The 25,170-nt window shown below is 72.7% G+C and carries 20 protein-coding genes; 1 reads left to right on the top strand and 19 read right to left on the bottom strand.

Features of this window, described 5'->3' with window-relative positions:
• Positions 1 to 4 precede the first annotated feature (4 nt).
• The 13 genes from AMK11_RS05605 to AMK11_RS05665 all read right to left on the bottom strand — a co-directional run bounded on the left by AMK11_RS05605 (position 5) and on the right by AMK11_RS05665 (position 16,045).
• On the bottom strand, positions 5 to 784 hold the full coding sequence (locus AMK11_RS05605) for a S16 family serine protease (protein ID WP_073723635.1): 780 nt from the start codon (positions 782 to 784) through the stop codon (positions 5 to 7).
• Between the two features lie 276 nt (positions 785 to 1,060).
• Complete coding sequence (locus tag AMK11_RS05610; RefSeq protein ID WP_073723637.1) at positions 1,061 to 1,720, bottom strand: IclR family transcriptional regulator; 660 nt, start codon at positions 1,718 to 1,720, stop codon at positions 1,061 to 1,063.
• Positions 1,721 to 2,021: 301 nt separating this feature from the next.
• Positions 2,022 to 3,818 carry a DEAD/DEAH box helicase gene (locus tag AMK11_RS05615; protein ID WP_073723639.1) on the bottom strand — a complete coding sequence of 599 codons (1,797 nt, stop codon included), beginning with the start codon at positions 3,816 to 3,818 and terminating at the stop codon, positions 2,022 to 2,024.
• Positions 3,819 to 4,106: 288 nt separating this feature from the next.
• On the bottom strand, positions 4,107 to 4,646 hold the full coding sequence (locus tag AMK11_RS05620) for an SUKH-4 family immunity protein (protein ID WP_073723641.1): 540 nt from the start codon (positions 4,644 to 4,646) through the stop codon (positions 4,107 to 4,109).
• A 171-nt stretch (positions 4,647 to 4,817) separates the two neighbouring features.
• Positions 4,818 to 7,136 carry a xanthine dehydrogenase family protein molybdopterin-binding subunit gene (locus AMK11_RS05625; protein WP_073723643.1) on the bottom strand — a complete coding sequence of 773 codons (2,319 nt, stop codon included), beginning with the start codon at positions 7,134 to 7,136 and terminating at the stop codon, positions 4,818 to 4,820.
• Complete coding sequence (locus tag AMK11_RS05630; protein WP_073723645.1) at positions 7,133 to 9,097, bottom strand: 2Fe-2S iron-sulfur cluster-binding protein; 1,965 nt, start codon at positions 9,095 to 9,097, stop codon at positions 7,133 to 7,135. The genes AMK11_RS05625 and AMK11_RS05630 overlap by 4 nt, the downstream gene beginning before the upstream one ends.
• A complete protein-coding gene (locus tag AMK11_RS05635; RefSeq protein ID WP_073723647.1) occupies positions 9,094 to 9,987 on the bottom strand; it encodes an FAD binding domain-containing protein in 894 nt (297 codons plus the stop codon). Before AMK11_RS05635 ends, AMK11_RS05630 begins: the two co-directional genes overlap by 4 nt.
• A 242-nt stretch (positions 9,988 to 10,229) precedes the next feature.
• Positions 10,230 to 11,843, bottom strand: coding sequence for a beta-N-acetylhexosaminidase (locus AMK11_RS05640; RefSeq protein WP_073723649.1), 1,614 nt, complete (start codon positions 11,841 to 11,843; stop codon positions 10,230 to 10,232).
• Position 11,844: 1 nt separating this feature from the next.
• Complete coding sequence (locus AMK11_RS05645; protein ID WP_073723651.1) at positions 11,845 to 12,702, bottom strand: carbohydrate ABC transporter permease; 858 nt, start codon at positions 12,700 to 12,702, stop codon at positions 11,845 to 11,847.
• On the bottom strand, positions 12,699 to 13,664 hold the full coding sequence (locus tag AMK11_RS05650; protein ID WP_073723653.1) for a carbohydrate ABC transporter permease: 966 nt from the start codon (positions 13,662 to 13,664) through the stop codon (positions 12,699 to 12,701). Before AMK11_RS05650 ends, AMK11_RS05645 begins: the two co-directional genes overlap by 4 nt.
• Positions 13,661 to 14,959, bottom strand: coding sequence for an extracellular solute-binding protein (locus AMK11_RS05655; RefSeq protein WP_073723655.1), 1,299 nt, complete (start codon positions 14,957 to 14,959; stop codon positions 13,661 to 13,663). Before AMK11_RS05655 ends, AMK11_RS05650 begins: the two co-directional genes overlap by 4 nt.
• Before the next feature lie 198 nt (positions 14,960 to 15,157).
• A complete protein-coding gene (locus AMK11_RS05660) occupies positions 15,158 to 15,442 on the bottom strand; it encodes a DUF3039 domain-containing protein (RefSeq protein WP_073723657.1) in 285 nt (94 codons plus the stop codon).
• 30 nt (positions 15,443 to 15,472) lie between these two features.
• Positions 15,473 to 16,045 (bottom strand): YqgE/AlgH family protein, encoded by a 573-nt coding sequence (locus tag AMK11_RS05665; protein ID WP_073723659.1) that lies wholly within the window; start codon positions 16,043 to 16,045, stop codon positions 15,473 to 15,475.
• Between the two features lie 235 nt (positions 16,046 to 16,280).
• On the opposite strand from AMK11_RS05665, the gene murA reads away from it, so the two are divergent.
• Entirely contained in the window at positions 16,281 to 17,627 is a 1,347-nt protein-coding gene (gene murA / locus AMK11_RS05670; RefSeq protein WP_073723661.1) for a UDP-N-acetylglucosamine 1-carboxyvinyltransferase, read from the top strand.
• Positions 17,628 to 17,812: 185 nt separating this feature from the next.
• On the opposite strand, the gene AMK11_RS05675 is transcribed toward murA, so the two are convergent.
• From AMK11_RS05675 to AMK11_RS05700, 6 genes are all read right to left on the bottom strand, one after another.
• A complete protein-coding gene (locus AMK11_RS05675) occupies positions 17,813 to 18,094 on the bottom strand; it encodes an HU family DNA-binding protein (protein WP_003990598.1) in 282 nt (93 codons plus the stop codon).
• 353 nt (positions 18,095 to 18,447) lie between these two features.
• Positions 18,448 to 19,863 (bottom strand): NAD-dependent malic enzyme, encoded by a 1,416-nt coding sequence (locus AMK11_RS05680; protein WP_073723663.1) that lies wholly within the window; start codon positions 19,861 to 19,863, stop codon positions 18,448 to 18,450.
• A 383-nt stretch (positions 19,864 to 20,246) separates the two neighbouring features.
• Positions 20,247 to 22,574 carry a HelD family protein gene (locus AMK11_RS05685; protein WP_073723665.1) on the bottom strand — a complete coding sequence of 776 codons (2,328 nt, stop codon included), beginning with the start codon at positions 22,572 to 22,574 and terminating at the stop codon, positions 20,247 to 20,249.
• Between the two features lie 308 nt (positions 22,575 to 22,882).
• Positions 22,883 to 23,662 (bottom strand): zf-HC2 domain-containing protein, encoded by a 780-nt coding sequence (locus tag AMK11_RS05690; RefSeq protein ID WP_073723667.1) that lies wholly within the window; start codon positions 23,660 to 23,662, stop codon positions 22,883 to 22,885.
• 71 nt (positions 23,663 to 23,733) lie between these two features.
• Positions 23,734 to 24,258, bottom strand: coding sequence for a sigma-70 family RNA polymerase sigma factor (locus tag AMK11_RS05695; protein ID WP_007450155.1), 525 nt, complete (start codon positions 24,256 to 24,258; stop codon positions 23,734 to 23,736).
• Positions 24,259 to 24,443: 185 nt separating this feature from the next.
• On the bottom strand, positions 24,444 to 25,034 hold the full coding sequence (locus AMK11_RS05700; RefSeq protein WP_073723669.1) for a CGNR zinc finger domain-containing protein: 591 nt from the start codon (positions 25,032 to 25,034) through the stop codon (positions 24,444 to 24,446).
• Positions 25,035 to 25,170: the final 136 nt, after the last annotated feature.

A 25,170-nucleotide genomic window follows, 5' to 3' on the forward strand; every position in this document is an offset into this window, starting at 1 on the left:
GCGTTCAGCAGGTGGGGACCTCACCCTTGCCCGAACGCAGGGCGTCGAGCGCGTCGACCGCGCCGTCGAGGGTGGTCACGGGGATCAGCCGGAGCCCCTTGGGCAGCTCGGCCTGAGCGTCCGAGCACTCCGCCTTCGGTACGAGGAAGACGGTGGCCCCGTCCCGCCGGGCGGCCTGCGTCTTCAGCGGTACGCCGCCGACGGGGCCGACCTTGCCGCCGGTGGTGATGGTGCCGGTGCCGGCGACGACCTTGCCGCCGGTGAGGTCGCCGGCGGCCAGCTTGTCGATGATGCCGAGGGAGAAGAGCAGACCGGCACTGGGGCCGCCGACGTCCTCCAGGCGCAGGTCGACGTCGACGTCCGCCGGGTCGAGGTTCAGGTGGTCCAGGGCGGCGGTGGTCGCGGTGTCCTGGGACTCCCGCATCTGCTCCTCGTTGTACTGCTCGATCTCCTGGACGTCGTCGCCGCTCGGGTAGACCGCGTCGCGGGGCATCACGGCCCGGTCGGTGTCGAACCAGCCGCCGATCACGTCGCCGAGGTGGACGCCGGCGTCCGGGCCGGTCGCCTCGATGGTCGTCATCCGCAGCTGGCCGCTCGTCTCGTGCGTCGGCGCGCCCTTGATCGTGATCACCGGCTCGCCCCGGTTCTCGCCGAGCACGTCGGCCGTCAGTCCCGGCTGCGCCACGGAGAAGGGCAACGGCGCGAGGGCGGCGGTGGCGAGCAGCGCCACGACGGGCAGAGCGCAGACGGCGAGGGCCTGGGGGCGCGTGAGACGAGAGAGCACGGAGTCAATCTAACGCGAGGGCGCTGCCGCGCAGGGGGGCGGGCAGCCGCGGTGACTGCGCGCACCCTGCGTCGGTGCCGAGGTCGGGTGGGGCGCGCAGCCCGGCGCGTCGGGGTGCCTCCCCCACTCTCGGCTTCTCCCCCACGCTCGGCTTCGCTCGCGCGGGAGGTACCCCCATGAGCGGGAGGTACCCCCACCGCCCACCCGTGCCGCCCTGGGGGTACCTCCCAGGCCGTTCAGGCACTGGGGGAGGCACGACTGCCCGCAGCTGGGGGGTTAGCGCAATGCCTCCGCCACTTCCCTCGCCGCGTCCATCACCCGTGTTCCCACCCGTTCCGGCACCACCTCCGACAGCATCACCACGCCGACGCTGCCCTCCACCCCCGTCACCCCGAGCAGCGGCGCCGCCGCCCCGCAGGCGCCGGCCTCCAGCTCCCCGTGGGTGAGGGCGTAGCCGGGCCACTCCCCCTCCTCCTCGGCGGGCTGCACGTACTGCCGCGCGGACAGGATCGCCTTGCCCGCGGCCCCCCGCTCCAGTGGATGCCGGAATCCGGCCCGGTAGGCCACGTGGTAGTCCGTCCAGGTCGGCTCGACGACGGCCACGGCCAGCGCCTCCGCCCCGTCCACCAGCGTCAGATGGGCCGTCGCCCCTATGTCCTCGGCCAGCGACCGCAGCGCGGGCATCGCCGCCTCGCGCACCAGGGGGTGCACCTGGCGGCCGAGCCCCAGCACACCGAGACCGACCCGGGCACGTCCGCCCAGGTCACGGCGTACGAGTGCGTGCTGCTCCAGCGTGGCGAGCAACCGGTACACGACAGTCCGGTTCACGCCCAGTTTGTGGGAAAGCTCGGTGACGGTCAGCCCGTGGTCCGTATCGGCCAGCAGCTTGAGGACCCGCAGGCCCCGGTCGAGCGTCTGAGAGGTCTCCGCGGTCACGACGCCCACTCCTTAGTGGTGAGGCGGCGGCCCCCTCGCGGCGGATGCGTCACCGAGTCCCGTCAGTGACGCGCTTCAGAGGCCGCCGATCGGCTGACGGCCCGGCCCTGTGCCCGGCCCAGTCGCTTCACGGCTGCGCTCCGCGGCGGCGCTGCCACGGGGCGTGTGCGTAGCGGGACAGTAGCGACCAGGTCCGCTCAGCGGAAGGCTCCGTCCAGAATCCGGGCGGAGACCGGCGTGGACTGGCTGTGTTTGTCCGGGTACGTACAGCGCACGCGGGACGCCTCCCGCACCCCGCCCGTCACTTCATGCGTGTGGCCCACTCCTGCACCTTGGCGATGCGCTGGCGCAGCTGCCCGGCGGTGGCCTCGGCGCTGGCCGGGCCGCCGCACACGCGGCGCAGCTCGGTGTGGATCACGCCGTGCGGCTTGCCGCTCTGGTGGACGTAGGCGCCGACCATGGTGTTGAGCTGCTTGCGCAGCTCCATCAGCTCCTTGTGGGAGACGACCGGCCGCCGTTCGGCGGGCAGTTCGAGCAGGTCGGCCTCGTCGTCGGGCTTCTTGCGGCTGTGCGCGATCTGCCGGGCCTGCCGCTTCTGGAGCAGCAGCTGCACCTGGTCGGGCTCCAGCAGCCCGGGGATGCCGAGGTAGTCCTGCTCCTCCTCGCTGCCCGGGTGGGCCTGCATGCCGAACTCGGCGCCGTTGTACATGACCCGGTCGAAGGTCGCCTCGGACTCCAGCGCCTCGAAGGAGAACTGCTCCTGCTCGCCGGTGTCCTCGTCCTGCTCCCGGTTCGCCTCGTCCATCTCCTTCTCGGACTCGGCGTAGGGGTCCTCCTCGCCCTCCTTCTTGGGCCGGTCGAGGACGTGGTCGCGCTCGCGCTCCATCTCGTTGGCGAAGGTGAGCAGGTCGGGCACGGTCGGCAGGAAGACGGAGGCGGTCTCGCCGCGCCGCCGGGACCGTACGAAGCGGCCGACGGCCTGGGCGAAGAAGAGGGGGGTGGAGATGGTGGTCGCGTAGACGCCGACCGCGAGGCGCGGCACGTCGACGCCCTCGGACACCATGCGGACGGCGACCATCCACCGGTCGGTGCTCTGGCTGAACGTGTCGATGTTCTTCGAGGCGCCCACGTCGTCGGAGAGGACGACGGTGGCCTTGCTGCCGGTGATCTCGCGGATCAGCTTGGCGTAGGCGCGGGCGGAGTCCTGGTCGGCGGCGATGACGAGGGCGCCGGCGTCCGGGATGGCCTTCCTGACCTCGGTCAGCCGCTGGTCGGCGGCGCGCAGCACGGCCGGCATCCACTCGCCGCGCGGGTCCAGCGCGGTGCGCCAGGCCTGGCTGACGGCGTCCTTGGTCATGGGCTCGCCGAGCCGGGCCGCGATCTCGTCGCCGGCCTTGGTGCGCCAGCGCATGTTGCCGCTGTAGCTCATGAAGATCACGGGACGGACGACGCCGTCGGCGAGCGCGGAGCCGTAGCCGTAGGTGTAGTCGGCGGCGGAGCGGCGGATGCCGTCGTTGCCCTCCTCGTACGCGACGAAGGGGATGGGGTTGGTGTCGGAGCGGAAGGGCGTGCCGGTGAGCGCGAGGCGCCGGGTGGCCGGTTCGAAGGCCTCCAGGCAGGCCTCGCCCCAGGACTTGGAGTCACCGGCGTGGTGGATCTCGTCCAGGATCACGAGGGTCTTGCGCTGCTCGGAGCGGTTGCGGTGCAGCATCGGGCGCACGCCGACGCCGGCGTAGGTGATGGCGATGCCGTGGTACTCGCGGCTGAGCGGACCCGCGCTGTACTCCGGGTCCAGCTTGATCCCTATGCGGGCCGCGGCCTCCGCCCACTGCTTCTTCAGGTGCTCGGTGGGCGCGACGACGGTGACCTGCTGCACGACGTGGTGGTGCAGCAGCCAGGACGCCAGCGTCAGCGCGAAGGTCGTCTTGCCGGCGCCGGGGGTGGCGACCGCGAGGAAGTCCCGGGGCTGCTCCTGGAGGTACTTCTCCATCGCCCCCTGCTGCCAGGCCCGCAGCTTGCTGGCGGTGCCCCACGGGGCACGGCCGGGGAAGGCCGGGGAGAGGTGGTGCGAGGTGCTGGAGCTGGCGGTGGTAGTCACGGTCTCCGAAGGGGGTAGAACGGCTCGGCCACGTATGACAACCGGGCCACCCTACCGGCGCCCCGGGGCGAGCGGCGTCCGCGGCGGGGCGGGTCACCCCCGGGTGGGACGGACGTCACAGCCGCCCCGTGCGCCCCGGGGCCGGCGCGGGCTCACCGCTCCCGCAGCCTGGTCGCCACCCACGCCCCCGCCACGCCCGCCATCGGGGCAGAGTAAGGGCCGAAGTGGGCTTTGACCCCTGTCGGGAGGCGGCACGGGACCGGGACCTTGGTCGTACGACCGCCGTCGTTACGCCTCCACCGCGCCCGCGCGGCGCAGCAGCCACAGCGTGAAGACGAGCGTCGAGACGTCCGGGGTGAGCGGGCGCAGGCTCGTGTCGGACGGGTGCCAGGTCAGCACCGTGCCGGTCGGGCCGTCCACGACCACGTCGCTGCCGTCGGGCAGCCCGCCGAGCCGGACCAGCTGGGCGGCCGCCTCGCCCGGGGCCCCGGCGCCGTAGTGCTCCGCCAGGGTCGGCAGCGGTATCCCGTCGTCGTCCGCCGCGAGCGGGAACGCGTCCTCCGGCAGGCCCGTCTCGCTCAGGAAGCGGCGGGTGGGCTCGTGGGTGAGGGCCGGCGGGAAGTCGATGTCCTCGTACCGGGCCACGCGGCCCCGGCCGAACTCGCCGGTCAGCACGCGGTAGGACAGGTCCAGGGCGAGACCGGAGACCGTACGGCGGCCCGCGGACACGAGCAGGCAGCCGATCACCGCCGCCGACGTCCAGAACAGCGGCACGCGCGCAGGTGTCCGCGTCGCCGTGTCCGCCGTGTCCGTGCTGACCTCGTGCATCTTCTCCCCCGAGTGTGCGTGAGCGCGCTCCGTGCGGTGGGAGCCTCAGCCGTCCCCCGCCGCTTCGCAGCCTAGGGGGCACCACTGACAACGGCCCGGCACACCGGACGCGCCCGTCTCCCGTACAGACGCGCTCCGCGCCCCGCGCGTTGCCTCACGCGCGCGGGCGGATCAGTTTCCCGTCACCACCGCGGCCTGCGGCCGGATCGGGAGGCGGTTGACCGGGCGGCCCGTGGCCGCGCGTACCGCGGAGGCGACGGCCGCCGGGGAGGCGACCACCGGGACCGCGCTGACGGCCTTCGCGCCGAAGGGGGCGACCACGTCGCGTTCCTCGACGAGCTTCACGATCCGGATGTCGGGGGTGTCGAGCGCCGTCGGGAGGGCGTAGCCGGTGAGGTCGGGGTGGCGGATCAGGCCGCGGGGCGTGCGGAGGTTCTCGGTGAGCGCGATGCCGACGCCCTGGGTGACGCCCGCCTCGATCCGGGCGGTGAGCTGGGCCGGGTTCAGGACCCGGCCGACGTCCTGGGCGACGGCCAGTTCCACGACGCGCACCGAGCCGATCTCGATGTCGACATCGACCACCGCGCGGATCGCGCAGAAGGCCATGCCGACGAACGCGTCGCCCTGGCCGGTCTCGTCCAGGGGCTCCGTCGGGTGCGGGCGGCACTGGGCGGTGGCCCACAGCTCCTTGCCCTCCAGCGTCTCGGCGACGGTGGTCGACAGCACGCCGTCGTACGAGGTGATCTTGCCGTCGGCGATCTGGAGCAGTTCGGTGGACATGCCGAACTGGTGGGCCAAGGGCTGCAGGAGCTGGGTGCGGACCATCTTGGCCGCCCGTTCCACCGCGCCGCCCGACACCCAGGTGTGGCGGCCGCGGCAGCCCGCGCCGGCCGGGGGCTGGTCGGTGTCCACGGGCGCCACGTGCACCTCGTCGACACCGAGGGTCTCCTGCACGATCTGCCGGGCGAGCGTGGTGAAGCCCTGGCCGGTCTCGACGGCCGCGCACAGCACCGTCGCCACGCCGTCCTGGACCTTCACGGTGGCCGTGGAGACCTCGTCGGCGCCCTCCGCGCCGAGCATGTGCACCATGCCGATGCCGTAGCCGACGCCCCGGCGCACCGCGCCCGGTTCGCCCGCGCCCTCGGGGCCGCCGGGCAGCAGCCACTCGTCCTCGGGTGTGTCCTTGGGCAGCGCGGGGAGCGGGAAGTCGCGCACGGCCTGGAGGAGTTCGGCGACCGGCGCCGGGCAGGTGACCGTCTGGCCGGTGGGGAGGACGTCGCCGGTGGCCAGGACGTTGCGCAGGCGCACCTCGGCCGGGTCCAGGCCGAGCTTCTTGGCGACCTTGTCCATCTGCGCCTCGTAGGCGGCGCACACCTGCATGGCGCCCTCGCCGCGCACGTGGCCGGAGGGCGGGTTGTTGGTACGTACCGCCCAGCCCTCGATGAAGGCGTTGGGGACGACGTACGGACCGCAGGCGAAGGCGACCGCGGCGGCCAGGGCGTCCGAGGACGTGTCGGCGTAGGCGCCCGCGTCGAGCAGGATCTGCGCCTCGACCTTGACGACCCGGCCCTCGGCGTCCGCGTGGTGGCGGTAGCGCAGGAGGGTGGGGTGTCGGTGGACGTGGCCGAGGAAGGACTCCTCGCGCGTGGCGGTCAGTTTCACCGGGCAGCCGGTCTTCAGCGCCAGCAGCCCCAGCGGCAGCTGGAAGCCCTGGTCCTCGCGGTCGGCGGTGGCGCCGGGCACCCCGGTGACGACGATCTTCACCTGCTCGGGCGGCAGGCCGTAGCAGGCGGCGGCCGCGTCCCGGTCGCCGTGCGGGTCGGTGGAGGCCAGGTACAGCTCCACCCCGCCGTCGGGACGCGGTACGGCCAGGCCCGCCTCGGCCCCTATGGGCGCCGGGTCCTGACGGCCGATGCGGTACAGGCCCTCGACGACGACCTCGCCGGCCGCCTCCGGGTCGCCGTGCCGCAGCGGGATGTGCCGGATCAGGTTGCCGTCGGGGTGCAGCGGCTCGGCCTCGAAGGCCTGCTCCGGGTCGGTGACCGGGTCGAGCACCTCGTACTCGACGATGACGGCGGCGGCGGCCATCCGCGCGGTGTCCGGGTGGTCGGCGGCGACCGCGGCGATGGGCTCGCCGTGGTGGCGTACGACCTCGGAGGCGAACACCGGCCGGTCGGCCCGGGAGCCGCGTCCGTGCAGCGGGGCGCCGGGCACGTCCTCGTGCGTGACGACCGCCCGTACGCCGGGCATCTCGCGCGCGTGGGTGGTGTCGATGGACACGATGCGCGCGTGCGCGTGCGGGGAGCGCAGTACGGCCGCCCACAGCAGGCCCTCGGCCCACAGGTCGGCGGCGTAGGGGAAGGTGCCCTCCGTCTTGGCGCGGGCGTCGGCGGGCGGCAGGGAGGCGCCGATGCCGTGCGGGATCGGCTCGGGGGCGGGGGCCGTCTCCGTGGTTCCCTCGGCCTCCGCAGTCGCGGCGTCGTTGCTCACGCGTGGCCTCCGTCCTGGCCGTGGGGCTGGTCGTCGTAGGGCTGGTCGTGCGGCTCGAAGGCCGACGGGTTGACGCCGCCCGCGCCGGGACCCGCCTGGTGCGGGATGCGGGGCTCCTCGGCGTCCGTCCCGGGCGCCTCGGCGGCGGCGTGCGCGTCGCGTTCGGCGACGACCTCCTTGACCGCCTCCAGGACACCCCGGTAGCCGGAGCAGCGGCACAGGTTGCCGCAGAGCGCCTGCCGGGTCTCCAGCTCGGTCGGCGCCGGGTTGCCCTCCAGGAGGTTGTGCACGGTCATCGCCATGCCGGGCACGCAGAAGCCGCACTGCACGGCACCGCGGCGGGCGAGCGCCCGCTGCACGTCGGAGGGCCGGCCGTCGGCGGCCAGGCCCTCGACCGTGCGCACCTCGCTGCCGGCCGAGGTCACGGCCGGTACCAGGCAGGAGGCGACCAGCCGTCCGTCGACCTGCACGTTGCAGGCACCGCACTCGCCCTGCGAGCAGCCGTCCTTGGCGCCCGCGAGGCCGAGCCGCTCGCGCAGCACGTACAGCAGCGACTCGCCGATCCAGGCGTCGGTGACGGGCCGGTCGGTGCCGTTGACGCGCAGGACGTAGGAGGCGAGGGGGTGTTCCTCGTTCGGGCCGGAAGGGCCGGAGGGACCGGAGGGGCCCGGCTCGGCCGCGTCCGTCGCGTCGGCCGGGGTGGCCGCAGCGGTCGGGACGGCGTCCGTGTCGGTCGGGTGGGACCGGTCGTCGTCGCCGGGGCGCGCCTCGGGTGCCGCGTCGGGCACGGCCGCGTGACCGGGCGGACGGACGCCGGCGGGTTCCCGCGGGGGTTCTTGTGCCTCGGGTTCCGGCGCCGGCACGGCTTCGGGTGCCCGAGCGGCATCCGCCTCCCGCCCCGCTTCCGCACCGTCCCCGAGATGGAGGTCGCGCTCCGGGTCGGGGGCGTCGGGCGCGGGGGCCGTCGTGGGCTCCTCAGCGGGCTCCCGCACCGCTTCCGGGCCGGGACCATCGGCGGTGCGCGCCGGGCCCTCTGCGGGGCCCTCAGACGCCTCACCGACCCCCTGAGGATCGTCGGGCCGCTGGAACTCGCCGTGTTCCTGGTACTCGCCGTGTTCCCGGAAGCCGTCGTGCTCCTGCGGGTCGGAGCCCGGGAAGTCGTGCGACCGGTACTCGCCGGTCGACGCCGTGTCGGCCACGTTCCCCGGGGCCGCGGGCGGAGCCGCCTCGGCCGGCCGCTCCTCGGTGCCCGGCGCGGGCGTGACCGCGCGCTCGCCCCACGGCTGCCCGGCCGACTGGGTCGCCCAGGGCGCGGGAGCCCCGCCGGGCAGGGTGGCCGGTGCGGTGCCGCCCCACTGCTCGGCGAGGGACGACTGGGTGAACTCGCCCGATTCGTCCGGAAGGTCGCCGCCGGCGACGGGAATGGACCACTGGCCGGTCACGTCCTGGCCGGGCGCGGTACCGGACGCACCGGACTCGGGCGCCGCGCTCTCCGCCGCGGCCTCCGAGAAGTCCCACTGGCCGGTGGCCTGGGGCCGGTAGGCGAACCGGTCGCCCTGCCCGGCGTCGGCGTCGTACGGTGCCGCCCCGCCGTAGGGGTCCTGCGGCGCGTACTCGCCGTACGACTGCCCGTGCGGGCCCGCGGGCCCCTGGCCGGCGTCCGGGGCGTGCCACTGGGCGCCGTCCACGGGCGCGGCCGGCATCGCCCAGGTGCCGGTGGCCGCCGGGTCGGTGCCGGCGGTGGTGGCGGGCGCCACCGTGATCTGCGGCGGCACGTAGCCGTGCCCGGGCGCGGCGAGCGGGCTGTCGGCGGAGGCCAGGAGCGCGTCCACACCGCCCTCGGGGAGCTTCACGAAGGCGGTGGCGCCGTCGTCGTAGTCGCCCTGGGGCAGCGGGTCCCAGCGGCCCCCGCTCGGGGGCGTGCCCCCTCCGTGCTGGTCGCCGTGCTGGTCGTCGGTCACGACAGCGCCCTCCCCAGTGCTCGTCGGGCCAGCGCGGCGACGGTGCGCCGCAGGTGCAGTACGGCGGGCGGCAGCTGCGGTACGGAGCCGTCCTCCGCCGGGGCCGCGTCGGGGATGCAGGCGGCGGCGACGTACTCGCCGAAGGCGTGCAGCGCCTCCGGGACGATCGCGCGGCCGTTGTCCCAGTCGATGAGCGAGGCCACCCACTGCTCGGCCTCCAGGGGCCGCAGCGGCATCGGCGCGATGGCGCCGACGGCGCACCGCACCCCGCGCCGGGCGGGGTCGAGGACCAGCGCGACGGAGGCCGTCGCCCGGCCCGGACCGGTGCGACCGGTCGCCTTCAGGAAGACCTGCGGGGCGTGCAGCAGCGGCACGCGCACGTAGCCGATGAGCTCGCCCGCGCGGAGCATCTCCATGCCGGCCAGCAGGTGCGAGACCGGCATCTCCCGGCGGGCGCCGTCCGGGCCCGCGATGATCAGCGTCGCCTCCAGGGCGGCCAGCACCGGCAACGCGTCCCCGGTGGGGGCGGCGGAGGCGATGTTGCCGCCGAGGGTGCCGGCGTTGCGGATCTGCGGCGGTCCGGCGGCGCGCGCGGCGGCCGCGAGCGCCGGGATGAGCGCGGCGAAGTCGGGGCGGCCCATGCGGGCGTGCGTGAGTCCCGTGCCGAGCAGGGCGTGTCCGTCCTGGTACTGCCAGCCGCGGATCTCGCTGATCCGGCCGAGACCCACCAGCGCGGCGGGCCTGAGCTGGCCGGAGTTGACGGCGGTCATCAGATCGGTGCCGCCCGCGACCGGCACGGCGGCGGGTATGGCGGCCAGCGCCGCCACGGCCTCGTCCAGTGTTGTGGGCAGCGTGACGGACTGCGCCGCCTGCGGTGCGTGCGTGGTCAAACCGACTGCCCCTTCCCGCTGTCCCACCTGGTCCCGCCCATGTGGCCGTACCGTACGACCTCACAGGGCGGACGTGGCAACTCTGGCACATCTTCGCAGGGCCCGAACGCGGGGGTCCGCTAGGAGGCATTCGCCCGTCTCAGCGGTGAGATAACCCGTTTTCGCACATCTTCTACGAACATCGGGCAAGCGCCGGAGGTGGAGGGGAGGAGGCGGGAAGGGGAGGAAAGGGGCGGGAAGTCCTACTTGTTCGGCGGCGGCCCGTCGATCGGCCGGCCCAGGACGCCGGGCCGCCGCTGCCAGGGCAGCGGGCCGCCGGGCGGCCGGTAGGCGACGCCCAGGGCGTCAAGTCGCCGGTAGTGGGCGGCCATCCGGCGCTCGAAGGCGGTGAAGTCCCGCTCGGCCGGGGCGGGCAGGGCGCTCCAGGAGACCTCGGCGAACGCGGCGAGCCGGGGGAACACCTGGTAGTCCACCCGCTGCTGGTTCTCCATCACCTCGGTCCACACGTTCGCCTGGGTGCCGATCACGTGTTTGCCCTCGTCCGGCGTCAGCTCCGGCGGAACCGGCTCGAACCGGTAGACGTCCTCCAGGGTGCGCACGAAACCGATCGGCACGGGCTCGTCCTCGCCGGCGTGCTGCCGGTGGTCGAGGTACACCTGCTGCTCGGGGCACATCACCACGTCGTGTCCCGCGCGCGCGGCGGCGATCCCGCCCGCGTACCCGCGCCAGGAGGACACGGCCGCGCCCTTGGCCAGTCCGCCCTCCAGGATCTCGTCCCAGCCGATGAGCCGGCGTCCGCGTTCGGCGAGCCAGGTGTCGAAGTGCTGGATGAACCAGGCCTGGAGTTCGTCCTCGTCGGCGAGCGCGAGTTCCCGGATGCGGGCCTGCGCGGTGGCCGAACGGCGCCATTGGTCCTTGGGGCATTCGTCGCCGCCGATGTGGACGAACTCCGACGGGAAAAGCTCCAGGAGTTCCTCGAAGACACCCTCGTAGAAGCGCAGGGTGTCCTCGGTCGGGGCGAGTACGTTCGGGGAGACGCCCCAGGTGTCCCAGACGGAGAGGGCGGTGGTGTCGACGACGTCCGTGTTGCCGAGTTCCGGATACGCGGCGATGGCGGCCTGCGAGTGCCCCGGTACGTCGATCTCGGGGACGACGGTGATGTGGCGCTCGGCGGCGTAGGCGACGATCTCCCGGATGTCGTCCTGGGTGTAGTGGCCGCCGTGGGGTTTGTCCTCCCACAAGGGTGACGCGCGGTGACCGAATTTGGTGCGCGAGCGCCAGGAACCGATCTCGGTGAGCCTGGGGTGCCGCTTGATCTCGACCCGCCAGCCCTGGTCGTCCGTCAGGTGAAAGTGCAGCACGTTGAGTTTGTGGGCCGCCATCAGATCCAGGTAGCGCAGGACGCCTTCCTTGGGCATGAAGTGCCGGGCGACGTCCAGCATCATTCCGCGCCAGCGAAAGCGGGGGGCGTCCTCGATCCGGACCGCCGGCAGCCGCCACCGGCGGCCGGGCAGGGGGGCGCGCCGGAAGGCGTCCGGGCCGAGCAGTTGCCGCAGCGTCTGGGCGCCCCAGAAGAGGCCGGCCGGGTCGCCGCCGGCGAGGTGCACGCCCCCCGGTGCGACGTCGAGACGGTAGCCCTCGTCGGGCAGTGCGGCGTCGAGGGCCAGCCGTACGGTGCCGCCGCCGCCCGCTCCGGGCGCCAGCGGCAGGCCGGTGGCCGCGCCCAGCGTGGCACGCAGCCAGCGCTCGGTGCGTTCGGCGCCGTCATCGGCCACCAGCCGGGTGTCCGGACGAAGATCGAAGAACGCGCCCTCCTGGGGCGACACTTGCTGTGGCTGGGGAAGTACGTCGGTCACGTCAGTCCTTAACCGCTCCGCCGAGGCCGGAGACGAGTCGTCGTTGCACGAGTACGAAGAAGACCAGCACCGGAATCGTCATCACCGTGGAGGCCGCCATCACGCCGCCCCAGTCGGGATCGTCCGGCTTGTAGAAGACCAGCAGCGCCATCGGCAGCGTCGACTGGGAGGTGTCGCTGATGATGAACGACTTGGCGAACAGGAAGTCGTTCCAGGTCGAGATGAAGGAGAAGACGCTGGTGGCCACCAGTCCCGGGAAGACCAGCGGGAAAAGGATCTGCCACAGGAATCTCGCCCGGCTCGCCCCGTCGATGTAGGCGGCCTCCTCCAGGGCCTCCGGTACGGCTTTCACGAAACCCCGCAGCATCCAGATCGCGAAGGGCAGCGAGAAGGCGATGTGGGGCAGGATCAGCGAACCCAGCGTGTTCAGCTGCCCGAAGTCCCGCATGAGGAAGAACAGCGGGATGGTGAGCGCCTCCACGGGCACCATCTGGGCCACCAGGAACATGATCAGCAGGGTGGTCCGGAAACGGAACCGGAAACGCGTCACCGCGGTCGCCGCGAGGAACGCGATCAGCGCCGAGGCGACCACGACGGTGCCGGCCACGAGCAGACTGTTGAGAAAGTAGCGGCCGAATTCCTGCTGCCCGAAGACCCGACGGAAGGAATCCAGCGTGGGCGTCAGCGTCCACGGCCGCGGCTCGCTCGACTCGATCTCCCCGGCCGGTTTGAAGGCGCTCAGCACCATCCAGTACAGCGGGAAGGCCACCACGACGGCGACCAGCAGCGCCGACGCCTCGGCCGCCAGCCGCCACGGACGGCGCACACGCACGCGGGGAAGACGCGACGGAAGATTCACAGTTCCTCCCCCTGGCGGCGCAGCAGCCGCAGGTAGACCAGCGTCACGGCGAGCAGGATCAGCAGCATCACGACGCCGATCGCCGAGCCGAGGCTGTACTGCGAGGACGCGAACGCCTTCTGGTAGGCGTACACGTTCAGGACGAGGTTCTGCCCGGCGATGCCGCCGCCGTTCGTCATGACGTAGATCTGGGTGAAGACCTTGAAGTCCCAGATCACCGACTGGATGGTGACGACGACCAGGATGGGCCGCAGCATGGGCGCCAGCACCGACCGCCAGATCCGCCACTGCGAGGCGCCGTCCAGCGCGGCGGCCTCCAGCACCTCGCCCGGCACCGCGCGGATACCGGCGTAGACGGTCACCATGACGAACGGGAACGAGCACCACACCACTTCGAGCAGGACGAGGGCGAAGGCGCTGTAGCGCCCGTACGTCCAGGAGTGGTCGCCGAGCCCGAGCAGCCGGTTGACCGGCCCGAAGTCCGGGTCGAACAGCAGCAGCCACACCGTCGACCCGGTGACCGCCGGGGTCGCCCAGGCGCCCAGCGCGGCGAGCATCAGCACCAGCCGCGGCACGGCCCGCACCCGCGTGAGCAGCACGGCGAGCGCGCACCCGACGGCCAGCGTCGACACCACACAGGCGGCCGCGAACACCACGGTGGCCACCAGCACCCGCCAGAACTGCGGGTCCCCGAACAGCTCGGCGTAGTTCCCGAACCCCCGGAAGGTGGTCGGCTCCCCACCGGACACCTGGGCTTGGGTGTACTCCAGGAAAGAGATCAGCCCGAGCTGGTAGACGGGGTAGACGAGCAACCCACCAAGGACGACAAGAGCAGGCGCGAGATACAACCATGGGGTACTGGAGGAGCCCCCGAAGGGGCGCGGGGAACTGCGCGACCAGCCACGAACGACCCGCGGCCGCAAACCCACCGCACCCCCCGAGCTGGAGGGCGCCCCCCTCATCCGGCGGAGCCAAACGCCTCGTCCATCTTCCGAGCCGCGTCCCCGGCGGCAGCGCCCACGTCCTTCTTGCCGCTCACCACCTCCTGGAACATCGTCGGCAGCACCTGCGACGAGTCGATCGTCGCCCACGCCGCCGAGGCCGGCACGAACTTCGTGCCCGCGGCGAGCGTGTCGACGAACGGCTTCACGAACGGCTCCTCGGCCGCCACCCGCTGCCGTACGTCCGTGAAGGTGGGCAGGAAGCCCATCGCGTCGAACAGTTCGCCCTGCGCCTGCTTCGACGCGAGCCGCTTCATCAGGTCCACGGCGAGGGTGCGGTGCGAAGTGGACTTGAGTACGCCGATGTTGTTGCCGCCCGCGAAGGCCGGGGCGACCGAGCCGGGCTTCACACCCGGCAGCGGCACGACCGCGTACTTGCCCTTGACCTCGCCCGCCTCCACGGCCTGGCGGCTGAAGTCGCCCGCGATCGCCATGGCCGCCTTGCCGGAGGCGAACGCCGTGACGGTGTCGTTGCCGCCCATGCCGGCGCACTTGGCGGCGGGGCAGTTGTCGTCGCCGAAGAGGGAGGTGTACGCCTCTATGCCCTCGCGGGCGGCGGCGCCGTCGACGGCGGAGGCGTACGAGCCGCCCTTGCCGGTGGCGAGTTCGCCGCCGTGGGCCCAGACGAAGGGCATCGCGCCGTAGGTGTAGGCGCCGCCGACGGCGATGCCGTACAGGCCGGGCTTCTCGGCCCGGATCTTCTTCGCGGTGGTCGCCAGCTCGTCCATCGACCTGGGGGCCTTGAGGCCGAGTTCGTCGAAGACGTCGGTGCGGTAGTACAGGGCGCGGACGCCGACGAAGTAGGGGGCTCCGTAGACCTTGCCGTCGACGGTGACCGACTGGCGGGCGGTGGGGTCGGTGTCGGCGGCCTCGTCCCAGGCCTCGAACTCCTCGGTGACGTCGAGGAGTCCGCCGTCCTTCACGTACCCGGCGGTGTCGGTGTTGCCGTACTCGATGACGTCGGGGGCGCTGTCGGGGTCGTTGAAGGCGGCCTTGATGCGCTGGGCGCGGGTCTCGACCGGGATGTACTCGACGGTGACCTTCGTGTCCTCGTGGGCCTTCTCGAAACCGGCGAGGACCGCGTCGACGACCTTCTCCTTCGGCTTGTTGTTGACCTCCTGGAAGAGCCAGACCCTCAGCGTCCCGGTCTTCTCGTCCTTGCCGGAGGAGGAGTTGTCGGAGGTCTGGGGGGCGCAGGCGGTCGCGGTGACGACGGCGGCGGCCAGCAGTACGGCCAGGCGTGGGGCGAGCTTCATGGAGTGATCCTCCGGACGTGCGTTGCAGCATATGCAATGACGGTTTCGCTCTGCACAACACCCAGGAGGTTATGGAGTACATGAACATGTCCACAAGAGGTCTCAACCACTTCGTGACAACGCGAAGGCCCCCGGAGTGCGCGCGGGCACACTCCGGGGGCCTTCGGGAAGTTCAGAGGGGCTGTACGGGCAGGGCGGCTACTTCTTGCCGCCGTCCTTGCCCTCGTCCCCGCCGCCGCTCATGGACTCGTAGATCTCCTTGCACATGGGGCAGACCGGGTACTTCTTCGGGTCGCGGCCCGGTACCCAGACCTTGCCGCACAGCGCCACGACGGGGGTGCCGTCGAGGGCGCTCGCCATGATCTTGTCCTTCTGGACGTAATGGGCGAAGCGCTCGTGGTCACCGTCGCCGTGGGAGGTCTGCGGCGTCGGCTCTACGAGGGTCCCCGTACCAGTCCCGCGCTCGGGCTCGAGAGTGCTCATAACCGCCAAGGGTACTGAAGCTCACACGCTTCAGTTGAGCGACGGGTCGTCCGGATACGTCGCCACCATGGCCAGGTCGCCCCGCTGGCGGCGCAGCACCTCGCGCCAGAGCTTCTCGGGGATCGGGCAGGACACGTCGCCGGGCTCGGACTCGACCACGTACCAGGCGCCCTCCCCCAGCTCGTCCTCCAGCTGGCCGGGGCCCCAGCCCGCGTACCCGGCGAAGATCCGCAGGGCGCCCACGGCCGGCGCCAGCAGCTCCGGCGGCGCCTCCAGGTCGACCAGACCGATCGCCCCGTGCACCTGGCGCCAGCCCAGCGGCGCCCGCTCGCCGGACGCCCCGCCGGGGACCACGGCGACGCCGAGCGCCGAGTCGAGGGAGACCGGGCCGCCCTGGAAGACGACGCCGGGCTCGCCCGCCAGGTCCGCCCAGCCCTCCAGGATGTCGCCGACGTCGACCGGTGTGGGACGGTTGAGGACGACACCGAGGGAGCCCTCCTCGTCGTGGTCGAGGAGGAGCACCACCGCACGCTCGAAATTCGGGTCCGCCAGGGCGGGCGTTGCCACGAGCAGCCGCCCCGTGAGCGAGGACACCTCGGTCATGCCTGACATGATCCCGCATGTTCCCCCGCCGTGGGGAGGCAATCGGGGGCACGAGGGTGAACACGCACCCCGCGCACGCTCCTCGGCCGTGACCCCCCGTGCGCGCCGGTGAACGCCACGTGTTGTGACAAATCTATGACATCGTCCGACCCTGCGCGGACTTACTGGGCGGGGGTACAAGGCGATTACCCTTTCCCTTCTGGCCCCTGCCCGAACCCCACGGAACGCGAGATTCATGACCGTCAACGGCGCTGATGACGTACTGCTTGTCCACGGCGGAACCCCGCTGGAGGGCGAGATCCGGGTCCGCGGTGCGAAGAACCTCGTGCCGAAGGCCATGGTGGCCGCCCTGCTGGGCAGTGCGCCGAGCCGGCTGCGCAACGTGCCGGACATCCGCGACGTGCGGGTCGTACGCGGGCTGCTGCAGCTGCACGGGGTGACCGTCCGCCCGGGCGAGGAGCCCGGCGAGCTGGTGATGGACCCCTCGCACGTGGAGAGCGCGAACGTCGCCGACATCGATGCCCACGCGGGTTCGTCGCGCATCCCGATCCTGTTCTGCGGCCCGCTGCTGCACCGCCTCGGGCACGCCTTCATCCCGGGCCTGGGCGGCTGCGACATCGGCGGCCGGCCCATCGACTTCCACTTCGAGGTGCTGCGGCAGTTCGGCGCGAAGATCGAGAAGCGTGCGGACGGCCAGTACCTGGAGGCCCCGCAGCGGCTGCGCGGCACCAAGATCCGGCTGCCGTACCCGTCCGTCGGCGCGACCGAGCAGGTGCTGCTGACGGCGGTGCTCGCCGAGGGCGTGACCGAGCTGTCCAACGCGGCCGTGGAGCCGGAGATCGAGGACCTGATCTGCGTCCTGCAGAAAATGGGCGCGATCATCGCCATGGACACCGACCGCACCATCCGCGTCACCGGTGTGGACGAGCTCGGCGGCTACAACCACCGCGCCCTCTCGGACCGCCTGGAGGCCGCCTCCTGGGCCTCGGCGGCGCTGGCGACCGAGGGCAACGTCTACGTCCGCGGCGCCCAGCAGCGGTCGATGATGACGTTCCTGAACACCTTCCGGAAGGTGGGCGGCGCCTTCGAGATCGAGGACGAGGGCATCCGCTTCTGGCACCCGGGCGGGCAGCTGAAGTCCATCGCCCTGGAGACGGACGTGCACCCCGGCTTCCAGACGGACTGGCAGCAGCCCCTGGTGGTCGCCCTGACGCAGGCGACGGGCCTGTCGATCGTCCACGAGACGGTCTACGAGTCCCGCCTCGGCTTCACCTCCGCGCTCAACCAGATGGGCGCCCACATCCAGCTCTACCGCGAGTGCCTGGGCGGCTCCGACTGCCGCTTCGGCCAGCGCAACTTCCTGCACTCGGCCGTCGTCTCCGGCCCGACCAAGCTGGAGGGCGCCGACCTGGTCATCCCCGACCTGCGCGGCGGCTTCTCGTACCTGATCGCCGCCCTCGCGGCCCAGGGCACCTCCCGGGTCCACGGCATCGACCTGATCAACCGCGGCTACGAGAACTTCCTGGAGAAGCTCGTCGAGCTCGGCGCGAAGGTGGAACTCCCGGGCAAGGCACTCGGCTGAACGGCGGCACAACGCCGATGGGGCGGTCACCCGGACTCGGGTGACCGCCCCATCGGCGTGTGGAGAAGCGCGCCCCGAAAGGGGCGCGGGGAACTGCGCGACCAGCCACGAGCGACCCGCAGCCGCGAAACGACCGCATCCCGAACGAACGATCCGCGCAGCCCCCGGCACTCCAAGCGGAGCGCTTACTTGCCCTTGGCGGCTTCCTTGAGCTTCGAGCCCGCCGAGACCTTGACGCTGTAGCCGGCCGGAATCTGGATCGGCTCGCCGGTCTGCGGGTTGCGGGCGGTGCGAGCGGCACGGTGGGTGCGCTCGAAGGTCAGGAAGCCGGGGATGGTGACCTTCTCGTCGCCCTTGGAGACGATGTCGCCGACGACGTCGGCGAACGCGGCCAGCACGGCGTCGGCGTCCTTGCGGGTCACCTCGGCGCGGTCGGCCAGCGCGGCCACCAGCTCACTGCGGTTCATGTTGTTACTCCCGTGTTCTTCTTGCCGTTGAGGCGTGCCACGCGGCGGAGCCGCATGATGGGCACAGCGATGCCGATGCTGCCAGGGGCCTCGGACACTCCCCGGACCCGGGTCGGTCGTCAGACCCTCGCGCCCAGGGAGGCATCCTGCCTCCACCTGCGGCGGTAAAGCCAATCCGGCACCCCCAGGAGTCGTGAGAACACCCTTGGGAGTCACACGATGGAGAGGGCCTGAGCCTTGCGCCACCCTAGAGGGCGGCACGAGGCCCGCCGTTCCGCGACGCGCCGGTGGGGCGGCCCGCCGTGGTGTTCCTCATCACCACGGCACAGACCGCCTGCCCCCGGCGGGGAGACCTACGCCACCACTCCGGCCGCCTTGGCCGCCTCGCGGACGGCACCCGCGACGGCACCGGCGACCTTGTCGTTGAAGACGCTCGGGATGATGTAGTTCGGGTTCAGCTCGTCCTCGGTCACCACGTCCGCCAGGGCGTGCGCGGCGGCCAGCATCATCTCGGTGTTGACCGTGCGGGACTGGGCGTCCAGCAGGCCGCGGAAGACACCCGGGAAGACCAGCACGTTGTTGATCTGGTTCGGGAAGTCGGAGCGGCCGGTGGCCACGACCGCCGCGCTCTGGCGGGCGACGGCCGGGTCGACCTCGGGATCCGGGTTCGCGAGCGCGAACACGATCCCGCCGTCCGCCATGGCGGCCACGTCGTCCCCGTCCAGGACGTTGGGGGCGGAGACGCCGATGAAGACGTCCGCGCCGTGCACGGCCTCCTTGAGGGTGCCGGTGAGGCCCTCGGGGTTGGTGTTGTCGGCGATCCAGCGCAGCGCCGACTCCGGGGCGGCGTCGACCAGGTCGGCGCGGCCCGCGTGCACGACACCGTGGATGTCGGCGACGACGGCGTTCTTGACGCCCGCGGCCAGCAGCAGCTTGAGGATGGCCGTACCGGCGGCGCCGGCGCCGGACATGACGACCCGCACGTTCTCGATCGGCTTGTCCACCACGCGCAGCGCGTTGGTCAGGGCGGCGAGGACGACGATGGCGGTGCCGTGCTGGTCGTCGTGGAAGACGGGGATGTCCAGGGCCTCGCGCAGGCGGGCCTCGATCTCGAAGCAGCGCGGCGCGGAGATGTCCTCCAGGTTGATGCCGGCGAAGCCCGGGGCGATGGCCTTGACGATCTCGACGATCGCGTCGGTGTCCTGGGTGTCCAGGCAGATCGGCCAGGCGTCGATGCCGGCGAACCGCTTGAACAGGGCCGCCTTGCCCTCCATCACCGGCAGCGCGGCCTTCGGGCCGATGTTGCCGAGGCCGAGGACCGCGGAGCCGTCCGTCACGACCGCAACGGAGTTGCGCTTGATGGTGAGGCGGCGGGCGTCCTCGGGGTTCTCGGCGATCGCCATGCAGACGCGGGCCACGCCCGGCGTGTAGACCATGGAGAGGTCGTCGCGGTTGCGGATGGGGTGCTTGGACGCCATCTCGATCTTGCCGCCGAGGTGCATGAGGAAGGTACGGTCCGAGACCTTGCCCAGGCTGACGCCCTCGATGCCGCGCAGCTGCTCCACGATCTCGTCGGCGTGCGCGGTGGAGCCGGCGGCGATGGTGACGTCGATCCGGAGCTTGTCGTGGCCGGACGCCGTGACGTCGAGGCCGGTGACGGAGCCTCCGGAGGACTCGACCGCCGTGGTGAGCTGCGAGACCGCTGTTCCGCCGGCGGGCACCTCCAGCCTGACCGTCATCGAGTAGGAGACGCTGGGCGCCGTTGCCATGGCCGACTTCCTCTGCTTTCACCGTGTAACTGGGTTGTGCCGTCCGATCGTCGCACCTACCACCGAGTACGTGGTAGCCGCCCCGGATTGCGAACTTTATGTTCGCACCACTTTCGGAAAACGACTTCCACCATACGAGAAGTTGACCGTCGGGGGAAGAGGTCGCCGGAACCCGGGAAAGAACGCCAGGGACGGGAATTGTCTTGCGGGGATCGTTTGTTACCTTGGACGTGGCACCGGCTCGATCCAAGCCCCCGGGCCCAACCATCGTCGCTACGAGCGACCACTTGCCGCGAGGCGAGCATGGCGGGTCGGTGCCACTTAAACGAAGACGAGAGGCCCGCGCCGTCCGACGGCGCGGGCCTCTCGCGTGTTCCGGTGGCTCAGTCCCGCAGCAGGTCCGGCACCCCTGCGGCGTCCGGCTCGTCCCGCTCGCCGGAGACGACCGTCAGCTGCTGGGTGGCCCGGGTGAGCGCGACGTACAGCACGCGCAGCCCGGCGGGCGACTCGTCGGCGATCTCGGCCGGGGAGACGACGACCGTGGCGTCGTACTCCAGGCCCTTGGCCTCCAGGCTGCCCAGCGCCACCACGCGGTCGCCGAGCCCGGCCAGCCAGCGCCGGGCCTCCTCGCGGCGGTTCATGGCGACCACGACGCCGACGGTGCCGTCGACGAGGTCCAGCAGCCGGGCCGCCTCCGCCCGGACCGTCTCCTCCATCGCGTCGCGTACGACCGCGAAACGCGGTTCCACGCCCGTCGAGCGGACGGCCGCCGGGGAGGTGGAGCCCGGCATGGCGAGGGCCAGCACCTTCGCCGCCAGCTCGGCGATCTCGGCCGGGTTGCGGTAGTTCACCGTGAGCTCGAAGCGGCGGCGCGGGCGGGTGCCCAGGGCCTCGTCGCGGGCCGCCGCCGCCTCGTCGGGGTCGGACCAGGAGGACTGGGCCGGGTCACCGACGACCGTCCAGGTGGCGTGCCGGCCCCGGCGGCCGACCATGCGCCACTGCATGGGCGTGAGGTCCTGGGCCTCGTCCACGATGACGTGCGCGTACTCGGTGCGCTCCTGCGCGAGACGCTCGGCGCGCTCCCGCTGGGTCTCCTCGCGCTGCGGCATCAGCTCCTCCAGGCCGGTGAGCTGGTCCAGCGGGTCCAGCTCGCGCCGCTTGCGGGGGCGGGCCGGGGCGCCGAGGACCGCCTGGAGCTCGTCGAGCAGGGCGACGTCGTGCACGGAGTACCCCTCGCGCCGCAGCGAGCGGGCCACCTTGCGGACCTCGCCCGGGTTCAGCACGCGCCGGGCCCAGCGGCCCAGCTGCCGCTCGTCCGCCATCGCCGTCAGTACGGCGGCCGGGGTCAGCTCGGGCCACCAGGCGTCGAGGAAAGCGAGGAAGGAGTCCTCGGTGCTGACGTCCTCGTCGAAGGAGGACCGCAGTTCGGCGGCCAGCTCCGGGTCGGAGTGCCGGCCGGCCGCGCCCGACTTGGCCCACAGGGCGTCCAGGAGCAGCCGGCGGGCGCGGGGGCGCAGCAGGTTGACGGGCGCGGTGCCGCCCAGCACGGTGCGGCGGATGCCGGCCAGCTCCTCGGCCTCCAGTTCGAGGCGGCGGCCGAAGGCGACGACCCGGAGCAGCGTCGGCGACCCCTCCGGCTCCAGCGCGCCGCGTGCGGCCCGGCGCAGCACCTTCAGCATGCGCGAGGAACCCTTGGCGCGGGCGGTGGCCGGCGAGTCGTACAGGATGGCCTCGGCGCCGTCGACCAGGGAGCCGATGGCGCGGATGGCGACCTGCCCCTCCTCGCCGAGGGAGGGCAGCACGCCCTCGGTGTACGCCACCAGCAGCGGGGTCGGCGAGACGATGAGGATGCCGCCGGCGTAGCGGCGCCGGTCCTGGTAGAGCAGGTAGGCGGCGCGGTGCAGGGCGACGGCGGTCTTGCCGGTGCCGGGGCCGCCCTCGACGTAGGTCACGGAGGCGGCGGGGGCGCGGATCACCAGGTCCTGCTCGGCCTGGATGGAGGCCACGATGTCCCGCATGGAGTGGGTGCGGGCCTGGCCGAGGGCGGCCATCAGGGCGCCGTCGCCGACGACCGCGAGCTCCTCGCCGGCCAGGCTCGCCCTGACCTCGGGCCGCATCAGGTCGTCCTCGACGCCGAGGACGCGCCGTCCCTTGGAGCGGATCACCCGGCGCCGCACGACCCGGCCCGGGTCGACCGGCGTGGACCGGTAGAAGGGGGCGGCGGCGGGCGCCCGCCAGTCGATGACCAGCGGGGTGTAGTCCTCGTCCAGGACACCGATCCGGCCGATGTGCAGGGTCTCGGCGATGTCGGCGGTGTGGTCGGGCCTGAGGGCGCCCTCGGCGGGCTCGACGGCGGTGTAGGCACCGTCGGGGCCCTTCTTGCCGTCCTTGCCGAGGAGCAGGTCGATGCGGCCGAAGAGGAAGTCCTCGAACTCGTTGTTCAGGCGGCTGAGGTGGACGCCGGCCCGGAAGACCTGCGCGTCGCGCTCGGCCAGCGCGCCGGGCGTGCCGACCTGGCCGCGCTGCGCGGCGTCGTTCATGAGGAACTCGGCCTCGTGGATCTTCTCCTCGAGGCGGCGGTACACCCGGTCCAGGTGTGCCTGTTCCACGCTGATCTCTCGGTCCCGTACGGAGTCCTCCCGCACGGACTCCTCCCGTACGGAGTCGTGCACCGAGTCGACCGCTGAGTCCTGTTGCGCCTGTGCGGCCACCGGGCCCCCTTCTGACGTGCTGGGCAGCCGTCAAAGGTACGCGAAGGGGACGCCGGAAGCCACGGCGCGGCCGGGGACCGTCCGGCGGATGACGCAACGACCAGGCGCCGGGCCGCCGCTCGCACCGCCGCGGCGCGCGGGCGGCGGGGCCGCCGCGACGTCACCGCCCGCGCCCCGACGGCTGGCCCCGGCACCGCTCCCCCGGGCGGCCCAGGCGAGCCGCTCGCCCGCTGCTGCCGGGGCTCGGGCGGCCGGCCCGGCGGGTGGGCCGACCCGGCGGGTGACGCCGTCCGAGGCACCGGCCAGGCTTACGCGTCCACCTCCACCAGCCGCTCGCCGTCGAAGGTCATGACCTCGAAGTGGTCGATCTGGTTGGGGGCGAAGGCGGCGCCGCCGTGGACGTAGAGCGGCTTCTTCGCCTTCTCGGTGGTGGCGCCCGGGATGCCGTAGCCCCAGTCCGGGACCGTCCAGGAGGTGAGCGTCTCGCGCTCGCCGTTCTTGCCGACGGCGATCAGGGAGCACTTCTGGGGGCCCTTGACGTTCTTCAGCTCCAGGACCGCCTCGGTGCCCCAGGCCTTCTTCTCCAGGGCGACGGTCGCGCTGACCCGGGTGGCGGGGTCGGTGGCGGTGACCCGGTCGGGCATCTCGGCGAAGGCCGACTCGGCGGGGCTGCCGGCCTGCCGCGTCGCCTCGGTCTTCTTCCCGCCGCCGTCGTCACCGCCGCCGTCCGTGGTCGCCACGGCGGCGAACGGGCCGCCGATGATCAGCGCGGCGGCGGTGCCCACCAGGTAGAAGTTGCGGCGCCGCTTGCCCGCCCGGCGCTCGGCGACCTCGTCGACCAGCTTCTCCGCGAGCCGCGGGCTCGGCTTCGCCGTCAGCGACTCGGCGATCGCGGGCGTACCCGTGCCCGGGAGGTCGGCGAGGGCGGCCATCATGGGCTCCATGCCGGCCAGCTCGTCGAGCTGCTGGGCGCACCAGTCGCAGCCGGCGAGGTGGGCCTCGAAGGCGGTGGCCTCCGCGTCGTCGAGGATGCCGAGGGCGTAGGCGCCGACGGTCTCGTGCTCGTTCGGCGCCGGTGTTCCCTGCATGGGGACAGAATTACCCGTATCGCCCGGGCCGAATCCCCCGCCGAAACCCTGAACTCCCCCGTACCCGCTCATCACGCCGTCACCCCCCGCTCCTCCAGAGCCAGCTTCATCGAACGCAGGGCGTAGAACACCCGGGAGCGAACGGTGCCGCTGGGTATGCCCAGTGTCTGCGCCGCCTCATTGACGGTACGCCCCTTGAAGTACGTCTCGACGAGGACCTCCCGGTGAGCCGGGGTCAGGTCGTCGAGCGCGTCCGACAGCGTCATCAGCCACAGCGCCTTGTCGATCTCGTCCTCCGCGGGGATGACCTCCAGCGGCGACGGATCGACCTCCTGCGGCCGGGCCTGCCGGCTGCGGTGGCCGTCGATGACGATGCGCCGGGCGACCGTCACCAGCCAGGGGCGTACCGATCCGGTCGCACGGTTGAGCTGACCGGCGTTCTTCCAGGCACGGATGAGCGTCTCCTGGACGACGTCCTCGGCGCGCTGCCGGTCCCCCGCGACCAGCCGCAGCACGTACGCCAGCAAGGGGCCCGCGTGCTCCCGGTACAGGGCGCGCATCAGCTCCTCGTCGGGTTCCGAGGACGACTGGGACATGCGATGTCGGGCCCTCGCACCACGTTCACCGGCCACGACGGAATCCTTGCGCACGCCCACCTCCGATGTCCGGGGGTTCCCCCAGTCGGTCGCTCGCCCATCCGGTACGGACGCGGGGTGCGGGGTGTTCAAAGCGGGCCGACAGTTTTCTCGGGAGGGGTGTACCGAACGGGACGCAGCCGTACTTACCGGGCGAGGGCGGCGCGCCTGCGGTGCCGGGCGACGCGTTCCCGGTTGCCGCAGACCTCGCTGGAGCACCAGCGCCGGCGGCGGCCGCGGGAGGTGTCGACGTACACGATGGGGCAGTTGTCGCCCGCGCACTGCCTGAGGCTCGCCCGCGCGACGGGGTCGGTGAGCAGTTCCACGGCGTCCCGGGCGAGGGCGCCGAGCAGCGCCGCGCACTCCGGCGGCCCGGTCAGCACCCGTACCAGCGCCCCGTCCTCACCGTGCACCGCGCGCGGGGCGGGGGGCGCGGCGGCGGCGAGGGCGTTGACGCGCGCCAGCGCGTGGTCGTACGGGGGTACGCCGGGGCCCGGCCGGGCGCGGACCAACCTGGCGGTCTGGCAGCGCAGTTCGCGGAAACCGGTGAGCCAGGAGGCGTCGGCGTGGGTCAGCGGCGTGCCGGGCGGGACGAGTCCGGACCCGGTGATCCAGGCGGCGAGCGCCGCGATGGAGACGAGGCGTTCGGCGGGATGGGTGGTGGATACGAGGTCCAGGCAGATCCGCCCGGTGTCGAACCGCAGCTCGTACGGGCCGGTGGCCGTACCCAGTGCCATGTTCCTGTCACCGCCTTGGTTGCCCGGTGGGGCGGGCCGGAGAGGGGAGCAGGGAAACCTCTCCCTCTACAGTGCCTGCCCGTTCCCGTGCCCGGAACCCCTTCGGCCGCCCCGGTGGGAGCACCGCCCGCACCCG

Origin of the sequence: Streptomyces sp. CB02414, from assembly GCF_001905385.1 — a bacterium.
GTDB lineage: Bacteria > Actinomycetota > Actinomycetes > Streptomycetales > Streptomycetaceae > Streptomyces.

What these genes read in the sequence shown, in the direction of transcription:
- AMK11_RS05620 (WP_073723641.1), bottom strand. Translation starts at nt 4,646, where the DNA reads ATGCACGAGGTCAGCACGGACACGGCGGACACGGCGACGCGGACACCT.
- AMK11_RS05650 (WP_073723653.1), bottom strand. Translation starts at nt 13,664, where the DNA reads ATGAGGGGGGCGCCCTCCAGCTCGGGGGGTGCGGTGGGTTTGCGGCCG.
- AMK11_RS05655 (WP_073723655.1), bottom strand. Translation starts at nt 14,959, where the DNA reads ATGAAGCTCGCCCCACGCCTGGCCGTACTGCTGGCCGCCGCCGTCGTC.
- AMK11_RS05660 (WP_073723657.1), bottom strand. Translation starts at nt 15,442, where the DNA reads ATGAGCACTCTCGAGCCCGAGCGCGGGACTGGTACGGGGACCCTCGTA.
- AMK11_RS05665 (WP_073723659.1), bottom strand. Translation starts at nt 16,045, where the DNA reads ATGACCGAGGTGTCCTCGCTCACGGGGCGGCTGCTCGTGGCAACGCCC.
- murA (WP_073723661.1), top strand. Translation starts at nt 16,281, where the DNA reads ATGACCGTCAACGGCGCTGATGACGTACTGCTTGTCCACGGCGGAACC.
- AMK11_RS05675 (WP_003990598.1), bottom strand. Translation starts at nt 18,094, where the DNA reads ATGAACCGCAGTGAGCTGGTGGCCGCGCTGGCCGACCGCGCCGAGGTG.
- AMK11_RS05680 (WP_073723663.1), bottom strand. Translation starts at nt 19,863, where the DNA reads ATGGCAACGGCGCCCAGCGTCTCCTACTCGATGACGGTCAGGCTGGAG.
- AMK11_RS05690 (WP_073723667.1), bottom strand. Translation starts at nt 23,662, where the DNA reads ATGCAGGGAACACCGGCGCCGAACGAGCACGAGACCGTCGGCGCCTAC.
- AMK11_RS05695 (WP_007450155.1), bottom strand. Translation starts at nt 24,258, where the DNA reads ATGTCCCAGTCGTCCTCGGAACCCGACGAGGAGCTGATGCGCGCCCTG.
- AMK11_RS05700 (WP_073723669.1), bottom strand. Translation starts at nt 25,034, where the DNA reads ATGGCACTGGGTACGGCCACCGGCCCGTACGAGCTGCGGTTCGACACC.